Source organism: Curtobacterium sp. MCBD17_028 (genome assembly GCF_003234875.1).
GTDB lineage: Bacteria > Actinomycetota > Actinomycetes > Actinomycetales > Microbacteriaceae > Curtobacterium.
In genome coordinates this window covers 385513-403375 of the sequence record NZ_QKTQ01000002.1, presented here as the reverse complement: position 1 = coordinate 403375, position 17863 = coordinate 385513, and the positions used below count along the sequence as shown (strand labels likewise).

Here is a 17863-nt window from a genome sequence, read left to right as displayed (position 1 = left end):
GAAGCGGCCTGCGCGGCCGACCCTGCGATGGGAACGCTCCTTGCTCGAGCAGGGTCGCGTGACCGTCATCGGGTGCGACGAGGTCGGTCGCGGAGCGATCGCCGGCCCCGTGGCCGTCGGGGTCGCGGCGGTCACGATCGCGGTCGGCCGGATGCCGAGCGGGCTCGCGGACTCGAAGCTGCTCTCGCCCGCCAAGCGTGAGGCGCTGGTGCCGCGGCTCGAGGCCTGGGCGACCACCGCGGTCGGGATGGCATCGGCGGACCTCGTGGACGAGCAGGGCATCGTCACGGCGCTCGGAGTGGCCGGGGCGCGCGGCATCGACCAGCTCGTCGCGGCCGGGATCGCGTTGGACGGTGCGGTCGTGGTCCTCGACGGCTCGTTCGATTGGCTGAGCCGAGCGCTCCGCGACCCGGTCGACGTGCTCGTGCGGGTCAAGGCCGACCGCGACTGCGCCTCGGTCGCCGCCGCGTCGGTCGTCGCGAAGGTGCGGCGCGATGCCCTCATGGTCGCCGCGCACGAGGAGGCCCCGCACTACGCCTGGGCGTCGAACAAGGGGTACGGCTCAACGGAGCACTACGACGGCATCCGTGCCGCCGGTCCGCACGCCCTCCACCGTCGGTCGTGGCTCCACCGATTCGATCCCGTCGTCGAGGTCGAGCCGCTGTTCGAGCTCGACGAGGACGTCCCGTCCGGCGACGACGCGGTCCCATCCGCCCACGACGCGGTCCCGTCGGTCGACGACGGGGTCCGCCCGCTCGTCGGAGCCGACCCCGAGCGCTCCTGAAGCTCGTCGCGCCGTAGGATGTGCGGCGATGGATGACGACGAATTCGACGACTACGACCGCGAGGTCGAGCTCGCGCTGTACCGTGAGTACCGCGACGTGGTGTCCCAGTTCCGCTACGTGGTCGAGACCGAGCGACGGTTCTACCTGGCGAACGAGGTCGAACTCGTCCGGCGGGACACCGAGCACGACTTCTACTTCGAACTGAGCATGAACGACGTCTGGGTGTGGGACGTCTACCGTTCCGATCGCTTCGTCAAATCAGTTCGAGTGCTCACGTTCAAGGACGTCAACGTCGAGGAACTGACGAGTCGGGAGCTCGAACTCCCCAAGGAACTCGCCCTCGACGAGTAGGTGCGCCGTGCACGGGGTGTTCACCCCGGCGGGGTGAAATCAGAGACCCGGCGCCGACGAATTCGACGGCATTCCGCAATTCCGGGAGCGAGTGCAATCCGGAATGGTTACGCTGTGTGCTGGCGTCAATTCGTGGACATGTCCGCATGCCCCACGTCATCGACGTCGTCAACGACCGGAGAACCACCGTCCCCACGGTGGGCAAGGAGTGTGCACATGGCCCAGAAGGTGACCGTTCAGCTGGTGGACGATCTCGACGACACCCCGATCGGCGCGGGCGACGGCCGGACCGTCGAGTTCGCGTTCGACGGAGCGACCTACGAGATCGACCTGTCCAACGACCACGTCGACGCGTTCCGCGAAGTCCTGTCGGACTACATCGCCGCAGCGCGGAAGGTGGGGGCCCGGCGTTCGGGTTCCGGATCGGGTTCGACCAAGACCCCGGCCAAGCGCGGGAACTCGGCCGATCTCGCGAAGATCCGGGAATGGGCGCAGGAGAACGGTCACAACGTCTCCAGCCGTGGCCGTATCTCGGCGGCGGTGCAGGAGGCCTACGCGGCCGCCCACTGACGACGCATTCCGACGATCGCTGAACGACCGTCGGGAAACGGCGGATCCGCGCACGCGGATCCGCCGTTCGTGTTCTCAGCAGGACATCCGTCCTGTCAATTCCTCCCGTCCTCCACAATCCAGCCGAATCGCATTCCTTCCACCGATCCGCGCCACGCGAAATGCGTGGATCCCGGATTCGGCAGGCTCGGTCCGGGAGGAACGATGCAGGTGACACAGGACGATGGCGGTCACAACCGCCGGACCGGGGCGGCGGGAGAGGACATCGCAGCGCGGTGGTTCGAGGAACGGGGGGCCCGCGTCCTCGACCGGAACTGGCGAGGCCCGAGCGGGGAGCTCGATCTCGTGGTGCGCCACGGGCAGACGGTGGCCGTGGTCGAGGTGAAGACGCGCACGGTGACGACTGCAGGACACCCGTTCGAGGCGATCACCCGCCGCAAACGCACCCGGCTCCGCCGGCTCGCCGCGGAGTGGTGCGCGACACATCCCCGCGTCGCTCGCGCCTCGGCCGTCCGCGTCGACGCAGTCGCGGTCCTCATGGTCGGCGACCACGTCGCGGTCGAGCACCTCGAGGACATCGCGTGAGCGGCATCGGGCGGACCACGGCCGTCGCGCTGCTCGGCATCACCGGCCGCATGGTCGAGGTCGAGGCGCACCTGTCGAGTCAGCTGCCCTCGTTCAGCATCATCGGCCTGCCGGACGCGGCCCTGGGTGAAGCCCGCGAGCGGGTCCGAGCCGCGGCGTCGAACACGGGCAGCGCGCTGCCCGCGCGGCGCATCACCGTCAACCTCATCCCGGCCTCCGTGCCGAAGCACGGCTCCGGGTTCGACCTCGCGATCGCCATGGCGGTGTTCGTCGCGGCGGGGGTCGTGCCCGCCGACCCGGCCGGGACGGTGCACATCGGCGAGCTCGGGCTCGACGGGCGAGTCCGTCCCGTCCCCGGCATCATCCCCATGCTCGCCGCCGCGCGCGAGGCGGGTGCCGAGCGTGCCGTGGTGCCGGCGGGCAACGCCGCCGAGGCGTCGTACGTCCCCGGCATCCGTGTCGAGCCGGTCGTCACCCTCCGCGACGCCGCGATCCTGGCAGGAGCCGACCTGCTCGCCGAGCCGGCCGAACCCGTGACCGCCGCGGCGGTCACGGCGGCGGACCCCGAACCGAAGGAACTGGCGGACGTCGTCGGCAACCCGACCGCGGTCCGCGCCCTCGTCCTGGCGGCCGCCGGTGGTCACCACGTGCTGTTCCTCGGCCCACCCGGCGCGGGCAAGACGATGCTCGCCGAACGGTTGCCCGGCCTCCTGCCCGACCTCGATCCGGTCGCCGCGCTCGAGGTGGCGGCCATCCGGTCGCTCGCCGGCCACGGCGCGGAGTCGTGGACGGTCCGGCCGCCGTACGAGCACCCGCACCACTCGACGAGCCCGGTCGCGCTGATCGGCGGCGGCAGCCGTCTCATCCTGCCGGGCGCCGTGTCCCGTGCGACACACGGGGTGCTGTTCCTCGACGAGGCGACCGAGTTCCCCCGGAGCGTGCTCGACACCCTGCGGCAGCCGCTCGAGTCCGGCACCGTGACCATCCACCGCGCGGTGGGACGCGCGCACTTCCCGGCACGCTTCCAACTCGTGCTCGCGGCGAACCCGTGCCCCTGCGGCCGGTACGGCGTCCCCGGACCGCCGTGCGAGTGCCCGCCGCTCGCGCGGCGTCGATACCTCGGACGGCTGTCCGGCCCGTTGCTCGATCGGATCGACGTGCGGCTCGCGGTGCCCCGGGTCACCCCTGCTCGCATCCGCTCCGACGTCGATCACCCGATGACCACCGCCGTGGCGCGAGAGCGCGTCGTCGCCGCCCGGGCCGCGATGTCCCGGCGCTGGCGAGGCACCCCGTGGCGGCTCAACGCCCACGTCCCCGGCACCCACTTCCGGAGCGCCGACATCGCGTTGCCGACCACGACGACACGGTCGCTCGATGTCGGACTCGAACGGGGGACGCTGACGATGCGCGGGTACGACCGGATCCTGCGCATGGCGTGGACGCTCGCCGACCTGGCGGGCGAGGAGCGGCCCGACACCGACCACGTGCGTCAGGCGATCGCGCTGCGGAGCGCCCTGTGAGCGCCACCGCGGCCGCTCGCCTGCGCGGCGTCGGCAGGACGGACGACGGCGATCCGGACACGGCCGTCGCCGCGGCGCTCTGGACCGTCGTCACGGAGCCGGGGGACGCGGTCGCCGGGCACCTCGTCGCCGCCCTCGGGGCGGTGGACGCGCTCCGCCTGGTGAGGCGCGGCGACGACGCCCTCCGCATCGCCGACGCCTGCCGCGCACAGGTTCCGGTGGCCGACGAGGACCACCGCGAACTCGTGCAGGCGCTCGTCGCCGCGCTCGCCCGCTGGGCGCCGCGGCTGCGACATCTCGACCCCGATCGCGTGCTCGACGCGGCGGCGGCGGTCGGCGCACGACTCCTGGTTCCCGGGGACCGTGACTGGCCCGAGCGGCTGGCGGATCTCGGCCCGCACGCACCGCTCGCGCTCTGGGTGCGCAGCACCGCCCCGCCCGCGTCGTGGTGGGCGTCCGCGCCATCGCTCGCGGTGGTGGGGTCCCGCGCGGAGACCCCCTACGGAGCCGAGACAGCGGCCGACCTCGCCTCGGCCGCGGCCGATGCAGGCGTGCTGGTCGTGTCGGGCGGCGCACACGGGATCGACGCGGTGGCACACCGCGTGGCCCTCGCTGCGGGTACACCCACCGTGGCGGTGCTCGCGGGCGGTGTCGACCAGCTCTACCCGGCGGCGAACGTGGAACTCCTCCACCGCGTCATGCGGCGCGGGGCCGTCGTGGCCGAGGCGCCACCCGGGGTCCGGCCGACGCGGTGGCGGTTCCTCCAGCGCAACCGGTTGATCGCGGCCCTCGCCGACGCCGTGGTGGTCGTCGAGGCGGGCGCGCGGTCCGGGGCGCTCAACACGGCCCATCACGCCGCTCAGCTCGGTCGACCCGTGCTGGCGGTGCCGGGTCCGCTCACCTCACCGTCGTCGGTCGGGTGCCACCGACTGGTGTCCAGCGGTCGGGCGACGCTGCTCACCGCCCCCGCCGATGCGGTGCGGGCGGTGAGCGGTCCGGACGCCGACGGCGGGCCGCTCCGCATCCGATCGGCGCAGGACGACCCCGAGCTGCTCCGTGTGCTCGATGCGCTCAGCCGCCGCGCGGGACTGTCCGTGGACGAGGTCGCTCGACGGTCCGGGCTGGGGACCGCCGCGACGGAGGACGCGCTCGCCCTGGCCGAGCTCGAGGGCCGGGCGGAACGCCACCGGACGGGGTGGCGCCTGGTTCCGTGAGGGCGACCGGCGGCGACTACGGTTGGCCCATGACGCCCGCGGCCGAGGACCTGGAGTTGGTCCGCGCCACGCACGCGTTCCTCGACCACCTCGTCCACGGTCGTGGTCTGAGCGCCCAGACGGTCCGCGCCTACAGCGGTGACCTCGAGGACCTGGTGGCGTTCGCGGCGGAGCGTGGTGTCGGTCGGCCGGACGAGCTCACCCTCGAGGTGCTCCGGGACTGGTTGTGGCGTGCGACCGAGCGTGGACTCGCTCGGACGACGATCGCCCGCCGGGCCTCGTCGGTGCGCGCCTTCACCCGGTGGGCCGCCGAGACCGGTCGGATCGCCACCGACCCCGGCGTCCGGCTCCGTGCGCCGAAGGGCGGCGCCCACCTGCCGCGAGTGGTGCGTGCCGACCGTGTCGAGGGCATCCTGACGACCCTCGGTGACCGCGCCGCGGACGGCGATCCGGGAGCCCTCCGTGACCGCGCCGTCGTGGAGCTCCTGTACGCGTCGGCGCTGCGGGTCGGTGAGCTCGTGGGCATCGACCTCGCGGACGTCGACCGGAACCGGCTGACGGTCCGTGTCCTGGGCAAGGGCGGACGCGAACGGGTCGTCCCCTTCGGCGTGCCCGCGGACGACGCCCTCGGTGCCTGGATGGAACAGGGCCGACCGGTGCTCGTCGGCCGTGCCCAGGCGCCGGACCCGTCGGCGTTGTTCCTGGGTGACCGGGGTGCCCGGCTCGGCGTCCGCGGGGTGTACCGGCTCATCGCGCGGATCCTGGCGTCTGAACCGGGGGACGGTCCCGCGGGCCCGCACACGTTCCGGCACAGCGCGGCGACGCACCTGCTCGATGGCGGGGCCGATCTCCGGGCCGTGCAGGAGATGCTCGGGCACGCGAGCCTCGGCACGACGCAGATCTACACCCACGTGTCGAGTGCGCGCCTGCGCGAGGCGTACCGGAGTGCTCACCCTCGGGCGTGATCACCGGGTGGCAGGAGCACGGGCCAGGCCGCCGGTGCGAGGTACGCGAGCGGGTTGACGTACCGCTCGTCGACCCGCACACCCAGGTGGACGCAGGGCGCGGCGGCCGGGCAGTGCCCGACCGCGACACGACCGACAGGGGTCCCGGCCGCGACCGTCGTGCCGACCACGACGTCCGGCGTGACCGAGTCGAGCGAGCTCCGGACGCCACGGCCGTGGTCGATCGTCACGACGCCGCGTCCTGCCACGGGCCCGGCGAACACCACGGTCCCCGCCGCGGGGGCCAGCGCGAGCGTGCCGACGGATGCGCGGACGTCGATCCCGCGGTGCCCCGCGCCGTAGTCGTGTGCCGGGGGTTCGAACGGCCGGAGGACGACGCGCTCCGGGACGGGCCAGTCCCAGGCCGACGCCGTCATGCTCGCCGACGGGTTCGACGCCGGGCGCCGGGGTGCCCCTGCACACGGGGGCCCAGCGCACGAGGAACCAGCACGCGCGGGCCCAGCGCCCAGCGTGACGGTGCACAGCGCGACGACGCACAGCACGAGGACGCGCGGGACGGCCACCAGCGCCGCGCCGAGGCGCGTCCAGGATCTGCGCGGCGTCATCGTCCGCAGGGGAGAGGGCACCGCTCGCGACCGTCCTGTCGTGTTCATGGGCCGAGCCTGGTCCCCACCGCACGTCTCGAGGGGACGCTGCGCGAGCGTGCGGGGAGTGCTGCTTGATGGCGGGTCCTGGGGAGGGGGAGCGACTGCGGCGTGCGATGACGACCACGGACACGGCCCCAGGGGTACCGTGGCAGGCGCTCCGGTCCCGAGCAGCGCCGCCCCGGACGGCGACCAGCCGACCTCCGGGGCAGCGCACGGCGACTCGGTCGTACGCCGGCGGGAACGAGGAGCACGTGAGCACATCGACGACGAGGTCCGGCACAGACCGGGCGTTCAAGGGCAAGGTGACTGCGTTCGCCATCGCCGCAGCGGTCGGCGGGTTCCTCTTCGGGTTCGACAGCTCGGTGATCAACGGCGCCGAGTCGGCGATCACCGACCAGTTCAAGCTGTCGGCCGGGGGGAGCGGCTTCGCGGTCGCGAGCGCCTTGATCGGCTGCGCCTTCGGCGCCTACTTCGCCGGGCGGGTCGCGGACCGTTGGGGCCGCACCCGCGTGATGTTCATCGCGGCGATCCTGTTCTTCGTCAGCTCGGTGGCGGTGGCGTTCTCGCCCGACACCACGTTCTTCGTGGTGTTCCGCCTCATCGGCGGTCTCGGCATCGGCACCGCGTCGGTGATCGCGCCCGCCTACATCTCCGAGGTCGCGCCGAAGGGCATCCGCGGTCGACTGGCGTCGTTCCAGCAGCTGGCGATCACGCTGGGCATCTTCGCCGCGCTGCTGTCCGACCAGGTCATCGCGATCGGCGGGGGCGGCACTGCGAGCGGACACTTCTGGGGCCTCGAGGCGTGGCGGTGGATGTTCCTCGTCGGGGTGATCCCGTCGGTCGTGTACGGCGTCTTGGCGCTCGTGCTGCCCGAGTCGCCGCGGTACCTCGCCGCGCAGGGGCGCAAGGACGATGCGCGGGAGGTGCTGACGAAGATCGTGCCGAGCGACACCGTGGACACGTCCCTCGACGAGATCGAGGACGGCATCCGCCAGGAGGAACAGCAGCAGAAGGGCACGATCCGCGGCGACCGCTTCGGCCTCAAGGGCATCGTCTGGGTCGGCATCATCCTCGCCGTGCTCCAGCAGTTCGTCGGCATCAACGTGATCTTCTACTACTCGACGACCCTGTGGCAGGCCGTCGGGTTCAAGGCGTCGGACTCCTTCACGATCTCGACCATCTCGTCGGTGATCAACGTCGTCGTCACGTTCGTGGCGATCTTCACGGTCGACCGCCTCGGTCGGAAGCCCCTGCTCGTCGCCGGATCGGCCGGCATGTTCGTGTCGCTGCTCATGGTCGCGATCTCGTTCTCGCAGGCGTCGCTGGACTCCAGCGGCAATCCGCACCTGCCGGGTCCGTGGGGCGTCATCGCGCTCGTCTTCGCCAACCTGTTCGTCGTGTCGTTCGGTGCGACGTGGGGCCCGCTCATGTGGGTGCTCCTGGGTGAGATGTTCCCGAACCGCATCCGCGCGACCGCGCTCGGCATCGGTTCGGCGGCCAACTGGGTCGCCAACTTCGTGGTCACGATCACGTTCCCCGCGCTGTCGGGCTTCAACCTGACGGTCACGTACGGCATCTACGCGTTGTTCGCGCTCGTGTCGTTCTTCTTCGTGCTCGCCAAGATCCCGGAGACCAAGGGCCGCTCGCTCGAGGAGATGGGTGTCAGCGCCGATGGCGGCAAGGTCGGCAGCAGGTCCTGACGGGCGCGGGACCATCGCGATCGGCGTTGCCGGTCGTCCAGGAGGCACGGGGCACGGGAGACGATCGAGTCCCCGGCACCGTGCCTCCCGGCGTCCTGCGGCGCGACCGGCTGGTGCTATCCTGAGTGCAGCAGCGCGCTGAGCGCTGACTTCGCGTGCCCATCGGCCTCCACGCCCATCGGTCCGCCCGCTGGTCCTCTCCGGCGTCGCGGCGGTCGTGCGCCGGGCACCAGGGACCCGACCGCCGGTCGTGGTCGACAAACCGCAACATCAGCGCGCGGCCGTGCCGTGCGCCGGAAAAGGAGAACGGCCATGGCCGTCGTCACCATCCGCCAGCTGCTCGACAGCGGCGTGCACTTCGGGCACCAGACCCGCCGGTGGAACCCGAAGGTGAAGCGTTTCATCCTCGCCGAGCGCTCGGGCATCCACATCATCGACCTGCAGCAGTCGCTGTCCTACATCGACCGCGCCTACGACTTCGTCAAGGAGACCGTCGCCCACGGCGGCACGATCCTCTTCGTCGGCACCAAGAAGCAGGCGCAGAACTCCATCGCCGAGCAGGCGACGCGCGTCGGCCAGCCCTACGTCAACCAGCGTTGGCTCGGTGGTCTCCTCACGAACTTCCAGACGGTTTCCAAGCGGCTCGCCCGCATGAAGGAGCTCGAGGAGATCGACTTCGACGACACGACGAAGGGCTTCACCAAGAAGGAGCTCCTCATCAAGAAGCGCGAGCTCGACAAGCTGCACAAGACCCTCGGTGGCATCCGCAACCTCACGCGCACGCCGAGCGCCCTGTGGGTCGTCGACACCAAGAAGGAGCACCTCGCCATCGACGAGGCGCAGAAGCTCGGCATCCCGGTCATCGGCATCCTCGACACCAACTGCGATCCCGATGAGATCACCTACCCGATCCCGGGCAACGACGACGCGATCCGCTCGGTCGGTCTGCTGACGCGCATCGTCGCCGACGCCGCCGCCGAGGGCCTGACCGTCCGCCACCAGGGCGGGTCGGACGAGCCCGTCGAGCCGCTGGCCGAGTGGGAGCAGGAGCTCCTCGCGCAGGGCGGGTCGAACACCGCCGCAGGCCAGACCGAGGGCGAGGGCGCCACGGTCGAGGAGAACGACGCCGACGCGCAGGTCGCCGAGAAGCCGCTGGGCGAGCCGCTCGAGACGGTCAACGCGGAGCCGACGGCCGAGGCCGCTGCCGCCGCCGAGACCACCCCGGCCGAGTAACACCAGCCGCACAGGACACACCGGGGAGGCGCCGTCCGGCGCCTCCCCGTTCATCACCACACGCGAGTCCAGAAAGGACGTCCACCATGGCGAACTTCACCGCAGCTGACGTGAAGACCCTGCGTGACCGCCTCGGCGCGGGCATGCTCGACAGCAAGAACGCGCTCGTCGAGGCCGACGGCGACATCGAGAAGGCCATCGAGATCCTCCGGGTCAAGGGCCTCAAGGGTGTCGCGAAGCGCGAAGGCCGTGCGACCACCGCGGGCCTCGTCGCCGCCACCGAGACCACCGGTGCCGCCACGATCATCGAGCTCGCGAGCGAGACCGACTTCGTCGCGAAGAACGACCGCTTCATCGCGCTCGCGTCCGAGGTCCTCGGCGCGGTCGCCGAGGCCGGTGCCGACACGGTCGAGGCCGGCAACGCGGCGACGGTCAACGGCCAGACGGTCAGCGACTACATCAACGACAACGCCGCGCTCATGGGCGAGAAGGTCGAGCTCCGCACGGTCGCCCGTGTCGACGGCACGAACTTCGCGATCTACCTGCACAAGACCAGCCAGGACCTGCCCCCGCAGGTCGGCGTCGTCGTCGCCTACTCGGGTGACGACGCCGAAACGGCTCGGTCGATCGCGCAGCACATCGCGTTCGCCGACCCGAAGTACCTGACGCGCGAGGACGTCCCGACCGAGGCCGTCGAGAAGGAGCGCGGGATCGTCGAGGAGACCACGCGCGCCGAGGGCAAGCCGGAGGCCGCGCTCCCGAAGATCATCGAGGGCCGCCTGAACGGCTTCTTCAAGGAGATCGTGCTGCTCGAGCAGGGCTACGCGAAGGACTCGAAGGTCTCCGTGGCCAAGGTCGCGCAGGACGCCGGTCTGACCATCGAGGGCTTCGCCCGCGTCAAGGTCGGCGCGTAACCCACCACCGACGGGGTCCGGAACGACACGTTCCGGACCCCGTCGTCATGTCCGCTTCCGATAGATTCCCTCCAGCACGACGACGAAAGGGCGAACCGAACGATGACCGACGAGAAGACCGGCCGCAGGCGCGTCCTCCTGAAGCTCTCGGGAGAGGCGTTCGGCGCCGGATCCCTCGGTGTGAGCCCCGCGGTCGTGAGCCGCCTGGCGGGCGAGATCGCCGAAGCAGCACGCGACGTCGAGATCGCCGTGGTCGTCGGCGGCGGGAACTTCTTCCGCGGCGCCGAGCTCAGCCAGAGCGGCATGGACCGCGGCCGCGCCGACTACATGGGCATGCTCGGCACCGTCATGAACGCGCTGGCGCTCCAGGACTTCCTCGAGCAGGCGGGTGCCGCGACGCGGGTCCAGTCGGCGATCGCGATGACGCAGGTGGCCGAGCCCTACATCCCGCGCCGGGCGGAGCGGCACCTCGAGAAGGGCCGTGTCGTCATCTTCGGCGCCGGTGCGGGGCTGCCGTACTTCTCGACGGACACCGTGGCCGCGCAGCGTGCGCTCGAGATCGGCGCGAACGAGGTCCTCGTCGCGAAGAACGGCGTCGACGGGGTGTACTCGGCGGACCCGAAGAAGGACCCGTCGGCCGAGAAGCTCGAGCGGGTCACCTACCAGGACGCCCTCGTCCGCGGGCTCAAGGTCGTGGACGCCACCGCCTTCAGTCTCTGCATGGACAACGGTATGCCCATGCACGTGTTCGGGATGGAGGGCGAGGGCAACGTCGCCGCCGCCATCCGCGGCGCACGCATCGGGACCGTCGTCAGCAACTGAGCCCTGCGAGGTCGAGGCGCGCGGGGCCTCCCGGACGGTCGACGGACCCCGCGCGACTAGACTCGACGCGTACCGAAGGAGAACGACCGTGATCAGTGATGTCCTGACCGAGGCGACCGAGAAGATGACGCGCGCCGTCGAGGTGGCCAAGGACGACTTCTCGACCGTCCGCACCGGCCGCATCAACGCGGCGTTGTTCCAGAAGATCCCGGTCGACTACTACGGTTCGCCGACGCCGCTCGCGCAGCTCGCGTCGTTGCAGACGCCCGAGGCGCGCACCCTCATCGTCACGCCGTACGACAAGACCGCGCTCAAGGAGATCGAGCGCGCGATCGCGACGTTCCCGAACCTCGGCGCGAGCCCGTCGAATGACGGCGAGATCGTCCGGGTCACGATCCCGGAGCTGACGCAGGACCGCCGCAAGGAGTTCGTCAAGATCGTCCGGGGCAAGGGCGAGGACCACAAGGTGGTCATCCGGAACATCCGCCGTCGCGCGAAGGACGACCTCGACGCGCTGAAGGGCGAGATCTCGGACGACGAGATCTCGCGCGCCGACAAGGAGCTCGAGGCCCTCACGAAGCGCTACGTCGACCAGATCGATGACGCGCTCAAGAAGAAGGAAGCGGAACTCCTCGAGGTCTGATGGAGCAGTCGCAGGGGGACCCCCGCCCCGAGTCGGGCGAACACGATCGCGCGACCCGGCCCACTTCCACCGCGCGGCGGCTCCGCGCCGACCTCGACGCGCGCGCACGGTCGGCGCGGACCGACTTCGAGACGCAGCTGCGGCAGCGCCGTGCTGAGATCGAGGCCCGGAACGAACAGCTGACCGCGCGCACCGGACGCAACCTGCCCGCGGCGATCGGCATCGGAGTCGTGTTCGGCCTGGTGATGGTCGGCAGCCTCGTCATCTGGAAGGCGCTGTTCATCCTCGTCGGCGCGTTCCTGGTCGGTGTCGCGGTCTACGAGCTCGCGACGGCCATGCGCGCCGGTGGCCGTGACGTCCCCCGGATCCCGAGTGTCCTCGCCGGCGTCGCCATCGCCCCGATCGCCTTCTTCGGGGGGCCGCGCGCCGCGCTCCTCGAACTCATCGCCGGGATCGTGCTCATCACGGTGTGGCGCCTGGTCGAGCTCGCTGCCACCCGACCGCGCCTGGCGGCGAGCAGTGTGGTCCTCGACCTCATGGCGGGTCTGTTCGTCCAGGTGTACGTCGCACTGCTCGCCGGATGTGCGGTGCTCCTCACCGCGCTGCCACACGGCCAGTGGTGGACCATGGCGTTCCTCATCGTCGTGGTGTCCGTCGACACGGGCGCCTACGCGAGTGGTCTGTCGTTCGGCAAGCACCCGATGGCGCCGAGGATCAGTCCGAAGAAGACGTGGGAGGGCTTCGGCGGGTCGTTGCTGGCCAGCATGATCGCGGGCGTGATCGTGTCCGTGCTGCTCCTCGACGAGCCCTGGTGGTTCGGCGTCGTCCTCGGTGTCGCGATCACGGCCTCGGCGACCATCGGGGACCTCACCGAGTCGATGATCAAGCGCGACCTCGGCATCAAGGACATCTCGACGTTCCTGCCGGGGCACGGTGGCCTGCTCGACCGCATCGACAGCGTGCTCCCGTCGGCGGCGGTCGCGTACGTCCTGTACCTCGTGGTGCACTGAGGCGCGAGCCGAGCCGACGGCGCGGTGCTGCTCGCATGGGCGGTGATGGCATGATGTCGCCGTGGCTTCGACATTCCCGACCGTGGACCGTTCGACCCTCGGCTACGACGTCGACGAGGTCGACCGGTTCCTCGAGGACGCGCGGCGGGCCTACACGGACGACGGCGCCGACGGCCACGTCGCCTCGGACAAGATCCGCGCGACCGCCTTCAGCATGCGCAAGGGCGGGTACTCGACGCAGCACGTCGACGCGGCGCTCGAGCGGCTCGAGGACGCCTTCGCGGCTCGGGAGCGCGAGGCGGAGCTGAGCCGTCACGGACAGAAGGCGTGGTACGCCGAGGCCCGCGCCAAGGCGTCCGACGTGGTGGCGCGCCTCGACCGCCCGGACGGCCAGCGGTTCCAACGGGTCGGCTTCCTGACGGTCGGCTACCACCCGAAGGACGTGGACACCTTCGCCGCCCGACTGCGCGGGTACTTCCACGACGGCAAGCCCCTGAGCCTCACCGAGGTGCGATCGGTGGTGTTCCGGCCCAAGCACGGTGGGTACCGCGAGGGCCAGGTCGACGCGGTGCTCGACGCCGTGGTGGAGGTCATGCTCGCCGTTCGGTGAGTCAGTGCTTCGCATTCCGTGATCCATCCGTTACCCTGGACGGACTCATGGGCAGGCACACCGCAGAACCACGATCCGTCCGGACCCCCCGTCAGAACGAGTCCTTCCAGCAGGACACCGTCGACCAGGGCAGGTCCAGCTCCGTCATCGGCGAACGTCGGGCAGCCCTCGGGCGGCCTCGCGCCGAGCGGCCCGCGGCCCGTCGCGTGGCGGCCCGCGAGGCCACTCCCGCGCTGCCGACGCCGGTCTCGGTCGCCGACAACCGCGTCTCGGCACCCATCGCTCGGGGCGAGGCGGCGCTGCACGCGACGACCGCCGCCGAGTCGGCCCTGACCGCGCAGCGTGACGTCGCCGCCCGCGTCGTCCGGGTGCGGCGCGCTCCGGTGGCTCCGCCGAAGCGTCCGGAGCGTGCCGTCGGCCTGACCGCGTTCCTCCGTCGTCGCGCGACCATCCCCGCGCTGTCGTTCTTCGCGGTGTTCGGGTTCGTCGGCGGCTCACTGGTCAATCCACTGTCCGGTTCGTACGCGTCCGCGGCGGTCCTCGCGCCGACGCTGCCCTCGGCGCCCGCGCAGCAGTTCACGGCGCACGGCACGTACCAGAACGTCGTCGTCACGCGCGACGGTTACCAGGTGACGAAGCCCGTGGTCGTGGCGCCGAAGGTGACCGCGCCGACGACGACCACGACGACGACCGCCGCAGCAGCGTCGACTTCGACCGCTTCGAGCGCCGCGTCGACCGCGAGCGACGCCGCACCTGCCGCGGGTACGCCGGACCCGGGCAGCGCCAAGGCGATCGCGCTGACGCAGGTCACCGCCAAGGGCTGGGGCACGGACCAGTACAACTGCCTCGTGTCGCTCTGGACCCGTGAGTCCAGCTGGAACGTCTACGCGTACAACCCCTCGGGTGCGTACGGCATCCCGCAGGCGCTGCCGGGCAGCAAGATGGCGAGCGTCGGGGCCGACTGGCAGACCAACCCGGCGACGCAGATCGCGTGGGGGCTCGGGTACATCCAGGGCTCGTACGGGACGCCGTGCGCGGCCTGGGCGCACAGCAACGCCTTCAACTGGTATTGATCGGCGCCCGGCCGTGCCGCGGAGCAACCGGCCCCGGCGACGCGGGCGCGCGGATCCCGATGAGGAGTCCGGTCTCGACCGCCTCCTGACCGGTTGGGCGCGCACCGAGTCGCGGCGCGGCAGGACGTTCACGGTGCAACCGATCAGTGCGTCCTCCGCACAGAAGGCATACGTGTGTCCGGGGTGCGGGGGGACGATCGAGCCCGGTGTCGCACACCTCGTGGTGTGGCGGCAGGACGGTGTCCTCGGTGACGCCGCCGACCTCGCCAGTCGTCGGCACTGGCACGTCCACTGCTGGAGGATCGCGTGAGTACGGCCCCGGACGACCGCGTCACCGAGATCCGGAGCGACGTCGTGCTGCCCGCGCTGCGCACGGAGGTCGATCTCGTCACCGACGACCACCTCGTGCTCGTCGGCGAACTGGCCGAGCCGGAGGGACGGCCCGCCGCCGGGACGATCGTGACGCTGCACCCCCTGCCGACGGCGGGCGGGTTCATGGACTCCCACGTGTTCCGGAAAGCCGCCGCGCGCCTCCCGGCCCTCGCCGCCATCGCGGTGCTCCGCTTCAACTTCCGCTCGGTGTCGTCGCCGCGGGGGACGTCCGAGGGTGCCTTCGGGGACGGCGTCACCGAGGGGTTCGACCTCCGTGCGGCCGTGGCCGAGGTCCGTGACCGCGGGCTCCCGGCGCCGTGGCTCGTCGGGTGGTCCTTCGGGACCGAGGTCGTCCTGCAGCACGGCATCGAACACGTCCGGTCCGGTGCGGTCGCGGGCGTGGTGTTGTTGTCGCCGCCCCTCCACCGCACGACCGACGACGTCCTGGCGCGCTGGCGAGACCTCGAGGTCCCCGTCGTCGCGTTCGTGCCGGAACACGACGACTTCTTGCGCCCCGACGAGGCCGCCCGTCGCTTCGCGATCGCGCCGGCCGTCCGCGTCGTCCCCGTCGCCGGAGCAAAGCACCTCTGGGTGGGGGAGCGGGCCGTCCGGGTCGTGCTCGACGCCATCGCCGACCTGGTCGTGCCGGGATCCGCGCCGCTGCCGACCACCTGGCCGGTCGCGGACTGAGGCGGACGCCCCGCCGTCGGAGGGAGCCGGCGCGGCGCTGCCGTGGCTCGTGCTCAGTCCCGCTGGACCTCGACCGCGTGCGTCAGCGCTCCCCGGAGGTTCTCGAGGTACCCGGCCACCGCCTCGCGCTCCATGCGGATGGCGGCGAGGCGGTCCTCCGCGTCGGCGACCAGGCGAGCGGTCCGCTCCTCGGCCTCGGCGACGAGCGCGCGCGCGCGCTCCTGGGCGTCGCGGAGGGTCTCGTCCGCACGCTCGGCCGCGCGGTCCTCGCGCGCGCGAGCGGCGTCCTGCGACTCGCGGTCGAGCCGGTCGGCCTCCGCTCGGGCGTCGTGGGCGCGTCGGACGGCCTCGGCGAGCTGCAGGTTCGCCTCGTCGAGGTACTTCTGGGTCTCCGCGACGGTGTCCTGGTGCTTCTGCAGGTAGTCCTGCTCGGCTTCGTCGCGGCGACCGGCGAGCTCGGACTCGAGGGCGGCGCGGGCGTCCTCGCGCTCGCGGGCGAGGGCGGCGCGCATCTCGTCGACCTCACGGTCCAGGTCGGCCCGGGCGACGTCGATCTGCTCGCGGAGTGCGTCCCGCTCGGCGAGCAGTGCGCCGATCTCGGCGGTGCGCCGCTCGGCGATCTCGGTGTCGAGCGCGGCGTGCTCCCGTGCCGAGCGCTCGGCGAGTTCGTGCTCGTGTGCCGCAGCGGCCCGCTCCGCGGCGTCCTCCGCAGCGGCCCGCTCCCGCGCGATCCGGGTCTGGTGGTCGGCGGTCTCGCGCGCGATCCGCTCGGCGGTCTCCTCCACCAGGCGCTCGTTCTCGAGGCGCGTCTGCTCGGTGTCGACCGCGATCGCGGCACGCGCCGACTCGATCTCGTGGTCGAGGTCGCTGCGCGCCGCGGCCAGTTCCTGGTCCGACCGGGCACGGGCCGCGCTGAGCTCCTGCTCGAGGTCCGTCCGAGCGCGGACGGCCTCGTGCTCCCACGCCGCACGCTCGGCGGCCAGCCCGGCCTCGGTGTCGTCACGGCGCCTGGCGAGTTCCGCGTCGACGGCCTCGAGCCGCCTGGCGACCTCGTCCTCGAGCTGCGCGCGTCCGGTCTCGAGCTCGAGCGCCAGGGCGTCGCGACCTGCCTGGAGCTCCCTGGCCCAGGACTCGCGGCCGCTCCGCAGTTCGTGGTCGAGTGTCTCGTGGCCCTCGCGCATCGCGCGGTCGAGCTCGGCGGTGCGTCGCTCGTGCTCGGCCTCGAACACACCACGGCGGTGTTCGGTCTCGCGGTCGAGCGCCGCCGCGGCCTCGCGCGCCGCTGCGGCCTCGCGCTGGGCGACCTCGCGCAGTTCGGCGACCTCGCGCTCGACCTGCGCACGGAGCGCAGCGGTCTCGCGGACGGCGACGGAGCGGGTCTCGGCGGCTTCGGTGACCGCGGCGCCGCGCGTGGCCGAGGCCTCGTTCCGGGCGTCCTGGAGCAGCAATCCGGCCTCGGACCGGGCGCGTTCGATCGTGTCCGCGGCCTCGGCGCGTGCTCGGGCCACGTCGCTCGTCGCGCGGGCCCGGGCGTCCTCGAGGGTGTCGGTCGCCTCGCGCTGGGCGTCCGCGACGAGGCGGGCGGCTTCCGTCCTGCTCGTCGCACGGAGCCGTTCGGCGTCGATGTCGGCCTGGCTGATGAGGCGGGTCGCCTGTTCCTCGGCGACGCGCAGGGTGTTCTCGAGCCGGGTGCCGAGCCCGCTGTACGTCGGCGTGCCGGCCTCGTCGAGCTCGGACTGCAGGTCGTCGACCCGGGCCTGCAGCAGGCGGATCTCCTTGGCGGCCTCGGCACGGTCGTTGTTCGACTTGATGAGCTCACGGCGCAGCTCACCGAGTGCGCGATCGACGTCGTCCCGCCGGTAGCCCCGGAGCTCCGAACCGAACTCTGCTTCGTCGTACGCCACGTGTCGCTCCTGATGTCACTCGTCGAGGCGGCTCCGCCCGGGGTCGATTGTAGTGGTGGGTCCGGCGAGCACGGCGGGAGCGCAGGACGGTCATGCCGGCATCGTCCGCCGGTCCACACCGGCCGCCGGGAAGATGCGCCTCCCAGGCTCGTTGGCTATCCTGGACCGTCGTTCCGCGCGCCCGTGCGGCGTGCTCCGGCGCGGCCGCCGGGAGCGTGGCGCCCGCCATCCGAAGCGGGACCCCGCGTCCGACGT

General features: G+C 71.9%; 19 protein-coding genes. 17 read left to right on the top strand and 2 right to left on the bottom strand.

Translation table 11 applies throughout. The features are described from left to right. Positions 1-58: 58 nt before the first annotated feature. From DEI86_RS04180 to DEI86_RS04150, 7 genes are all read left to right on the top strand, one after another. Positions 59-784, top strand: a complete 726-nt coding sequence (locus tag DEI86_RS04180; RefSeq protein WP_258372286.1) for a ribonuclease HII — start codon at positions 59-61, stop codon at positions 782-784. Positions 785-812: 28 nt separating this feature from the next. Then, positions 813-1136, top strand: a complete 324-nt coding sequence (locus DEI86_RS04175; protein WP_111009283.1) for a DUF2469 family protein — start codon at positions 813-815, stop codon at positions 1134-1136. 216 nt (positions 1137-1352) lie between these two features. Further along, complete coding sequence (locus tag DEI86_RS04170; protein WP_111009282.1) at positions 1353-1706, top strand: Lsr2 family protein; 354 nt, start codon at positions 1353-1355, stop codon at positions 1704-1706. A 210-nt stretch (positions 1707-1916) separates the two neighbouring features. Beyond that, a complete protein-coding gene (locus DEI86_RS04165; RefSeq protein WP_258370192.1) occupies positions 1917-2291 on the top strand; it encodes a YraN family protein in 375 nt (124 codons plus the stop codon). 50 nt (positions 2292-2341) lie between these two features. Beyond that, the gene (locus DEI86_RS04160) at positions 2342-3811 is read left to right on the top strand and encodes a YifB family Mg chelatase-like AAA ATPase (RefSeq protein WP_375342163.1); all 1470 of its coding nucleotides are present in this window, start codon (positions 2342-2344) and stop codon (positions 3809-3811) included. Further along, positions 3808-5025, top strand: a complete 1218-nt coding sequence (gene dprA / locus DEI86_RS04155) for a DNA-processing protein DprA (protein ID WP_111009279.1) — start codon at positions 3808-3810, stop codon at positions 5023-5025. Before DEI86_RS04160 ends, dprA begins: the two co-directional genes overlap by 4 nt. Before the next feature lie 29 nt (positions 5026-5054). Next, entirely contained in the window at positions 5055-5990 is a 936-nt protein-coding gene (locus DEI86_RS04150; RefSeq protein ID WP_146244012.1) for a tyrosine recombinase XerC, read from the top strand. Here the strand turns inward: DEI86_RS04150 and DEI86_RS16445 are convergent. After that, positions 5975-6406, bottom strand: a complete 432-nt coding sequence (locus DEI86_RS16445; protein WP_181439690.1) for a murein hydrolase activator EnvC — start codon at positions 6404-6406, stop codon at positions 5975-5977. The genes DEI86_RS04150 and DEI86_RS16445 overlap by 16 nt on opposite strands. Before the next feature lie 482 nt (positions 6407-6888). Here DEI86_RS16445 and DEI86_RS04140 point away from each other — a divergent pair, with 482 nt between their 5' ends. From DEI86_RS04140 to DEI86_RS04095, 10 genes are all read left to right on the top strand, one after another. After that, a complete protein-coding gene (locus DEI86_RS04140) occupies positions 6889-8337 on the top strand; it encodes a sugar porter family MFS transporter (protein ID WP_258370193.1) in 1449 nt (482 codons plus the stop codon). A 312-nt stretch (positions 8338-8649) separates the two neighbouring features. After that, on the top strand, positions 8650-9570 hold the full coding sequence (rpsB, locus tag DEI86_RS04135) for a 30S ribosomal protein S2 (RefSeq protein ID WP_111009277.1): 921 nt from the start codon (positions 8650-8652) through the stop codon (positions 9568-9570). Positions 9571-9656: 86 nt separating this feature from the next. Beyond that, positions 9657-10484 (top strand): translation elongation factor Ts, encoded by an 828-nt coding sequence (tsf, locus tag DEI86_RS04130; protein WP_111009276.1) that lies wholly within the window; start codon positions 9657-9659, stop codon positions 10482-10484. Between the two features lie 102 nt (positions 10485-10586). Then, positions 10587-11306 (top strand): UMP kinase, encoded by a 720-nt coding sequence (gene pyrH, locus DEI86_RS04125; protein ID WP_111009275.1) that lies wholly within the window; start codon positions 10587-10589, stop codon positions 11304-11306. A gap of 88 nt (positions 11307-11394) precedes the next feature. After that, a complete protein-coding gene (frr, locus tag DEI86_RS04120; protein ID WP_111009274.1) occupies positions 11395-11949 on the top strand; it encodes a ribosome recycling factor in 555 nt (184 codons plus the stop codon). After that, complete coding sequence (locus DEI86_RS04115; RefSeq protein WP_111013727.1) at positions 11949-12959, top strand: phosphatidate cytidylyltransferase; 1011 nt, start codon at positions 11949-11951, stop codon at positions 12957-12959. Before frr ends, DEI86_RS04115 begins: the two co-directional genes overlap by 1 nt. A gap of 61 nt (positions 12960-13020) precedes the next feature. Beyond that, on the top strand, positions 13021-13569 hold the full coding sequence (locus DEI86_RS04110; RefSeq protein WP_111009272.1) for a DivIVA domain-containing protein: 549 nt from the start codon (positions 13021-13023) through the stop codon (positions 13567-13569). Positions 13570-13616: 47 nt separating this feature from the next. Beyond that, positions 13617-14642 (top strand): lytic transglycosylase domain-containing protein, encoded by a 1026-nt coding sequence (locus DEI86_RS16790; RefSeq protein WP_258370194.1) that lies wholly within the window; start codon positions 13617-13619, stop codon positions 14640-14642. A gap of 13 nt (positions 14643-14655) precedes the next feature. Next, the gene (locus DEI86_RS16785) at positions 14656-14952 is read left to right on the top strand and encodes a hypothetical protein (RefSeq protein WP_181434894.1); all 297 of its coding nucleotides are present in this window, start codon (positions 14656-14658) and stop codon (positions 14950-14952) included. After that, positions 14949-15704 (top strand): alpha/beta hydrolase, encoded by a 756-nt coding sequence (locus tag DEI86_RS04095; RefSeq protein WP_111009271.1) that lies wholly within the window; start codon positions 14949-14951, stop codon positions 15702-15704. Before DEI86_RS16785 ends, DEI86_RS04095 begins: the two co-directional genes overlap by 4 nt. A 53-nt stretch (positions 15705-15757) precedes the next feature. Here the strand turns inward: DEI86_RS04095 and DEI86_RS04090 are convergent, their stop codons facing one another. After that, the gene (locus DEI86_RS04090) at positions 15758-17608 is read right to left on the bottom strand and encodes a DivIVA domain-containing protein (RefSeq protein ID WP_111013728.1); all 1851 of its coding nucleotides are present in this window, start codon (positions 17606-17608) and stop codon (positions 15758-15760) included. Between the last annotated feature and the right edge of the window lie 255 nt (positions 17609-17863).

What these genes read in the sequence shown, in the direction of transcription:
- DEI86_RS04175 (WP_111009283.1), top strand. Translation starts at nt 813, where the DNA reads ATGGATGACGACGAATTCGACGACTACGACCGCGAGGTCGAGCTCGCG.
- DEI86_RS04170 (WP_111009282.1), top strand. Translation starts at nt 1,353, where the DNA reads ATGGCCCAGAAGGTGACCGTTCAGCTGGTGGACGATCTCGACGACACC.
- DEI86_RS04160 (WP_375342163.1), top strand. Translation starts at nt 2,342, where the DNA reads ATGGTCGAGGTCGAGGCGCACCTGTCGAGTCAGCTGCCCTCGTTCAGC.
- DEI86_RS04150 (WP_146244012.1), top strand. Translation starts at nt 5,055, where the DNA reads ATGACGCCCGCGGCCGAGGACCTGGAGTTGGTCCGCGCCACGCACGCG.
- DEI86_RS16445 (WP_181439690.1), bottom strand. Translation starts at nt 6,406, where the DNA reads ATGACGGCGTCGGCCTGGGACTGGCCCGTCCCGGAGCGCGTCGTCCTC.
- rpsB (WP_111009277.1), top strand. Translation starts at nt 8,650, where the DNA reads ATGGCCGTCGTCACCATCCGCCAGCTGCTCGACAGCGGCGTGCACTTC.
- tsf (WP_111009276.1), top strand. Translation starts at nt 9,657, where the DNA reads ATGGCGAACTTCACCGCAGCTGACGTGAAGACCCTGCGTGACCGCCTC.
- pyrH (WP_111009275.1), top strand. Translation starts at nt 10,587, where the DNA reads ATGACCGACGAGAAGACCGGCCGCAGGCGCGTCCTCCTGAAGCTCTCG.
- DEI86_RS04115 (WP_111013727.1), top strand. Translation starts at nt 11,949, where the DNA reads ATGGAGCAGTCGCAGGGGGACCCCCGCCCCGAGTCGGGCGAACACGAT.
- DEI86_RS16790 (WP_258370194.1), top strand. Translation starts at nt 13,617, where the DNA reads ATGGGCAGGCACACCGCAGAACCACGATCCGTCCGGACCCCCCGTCAG.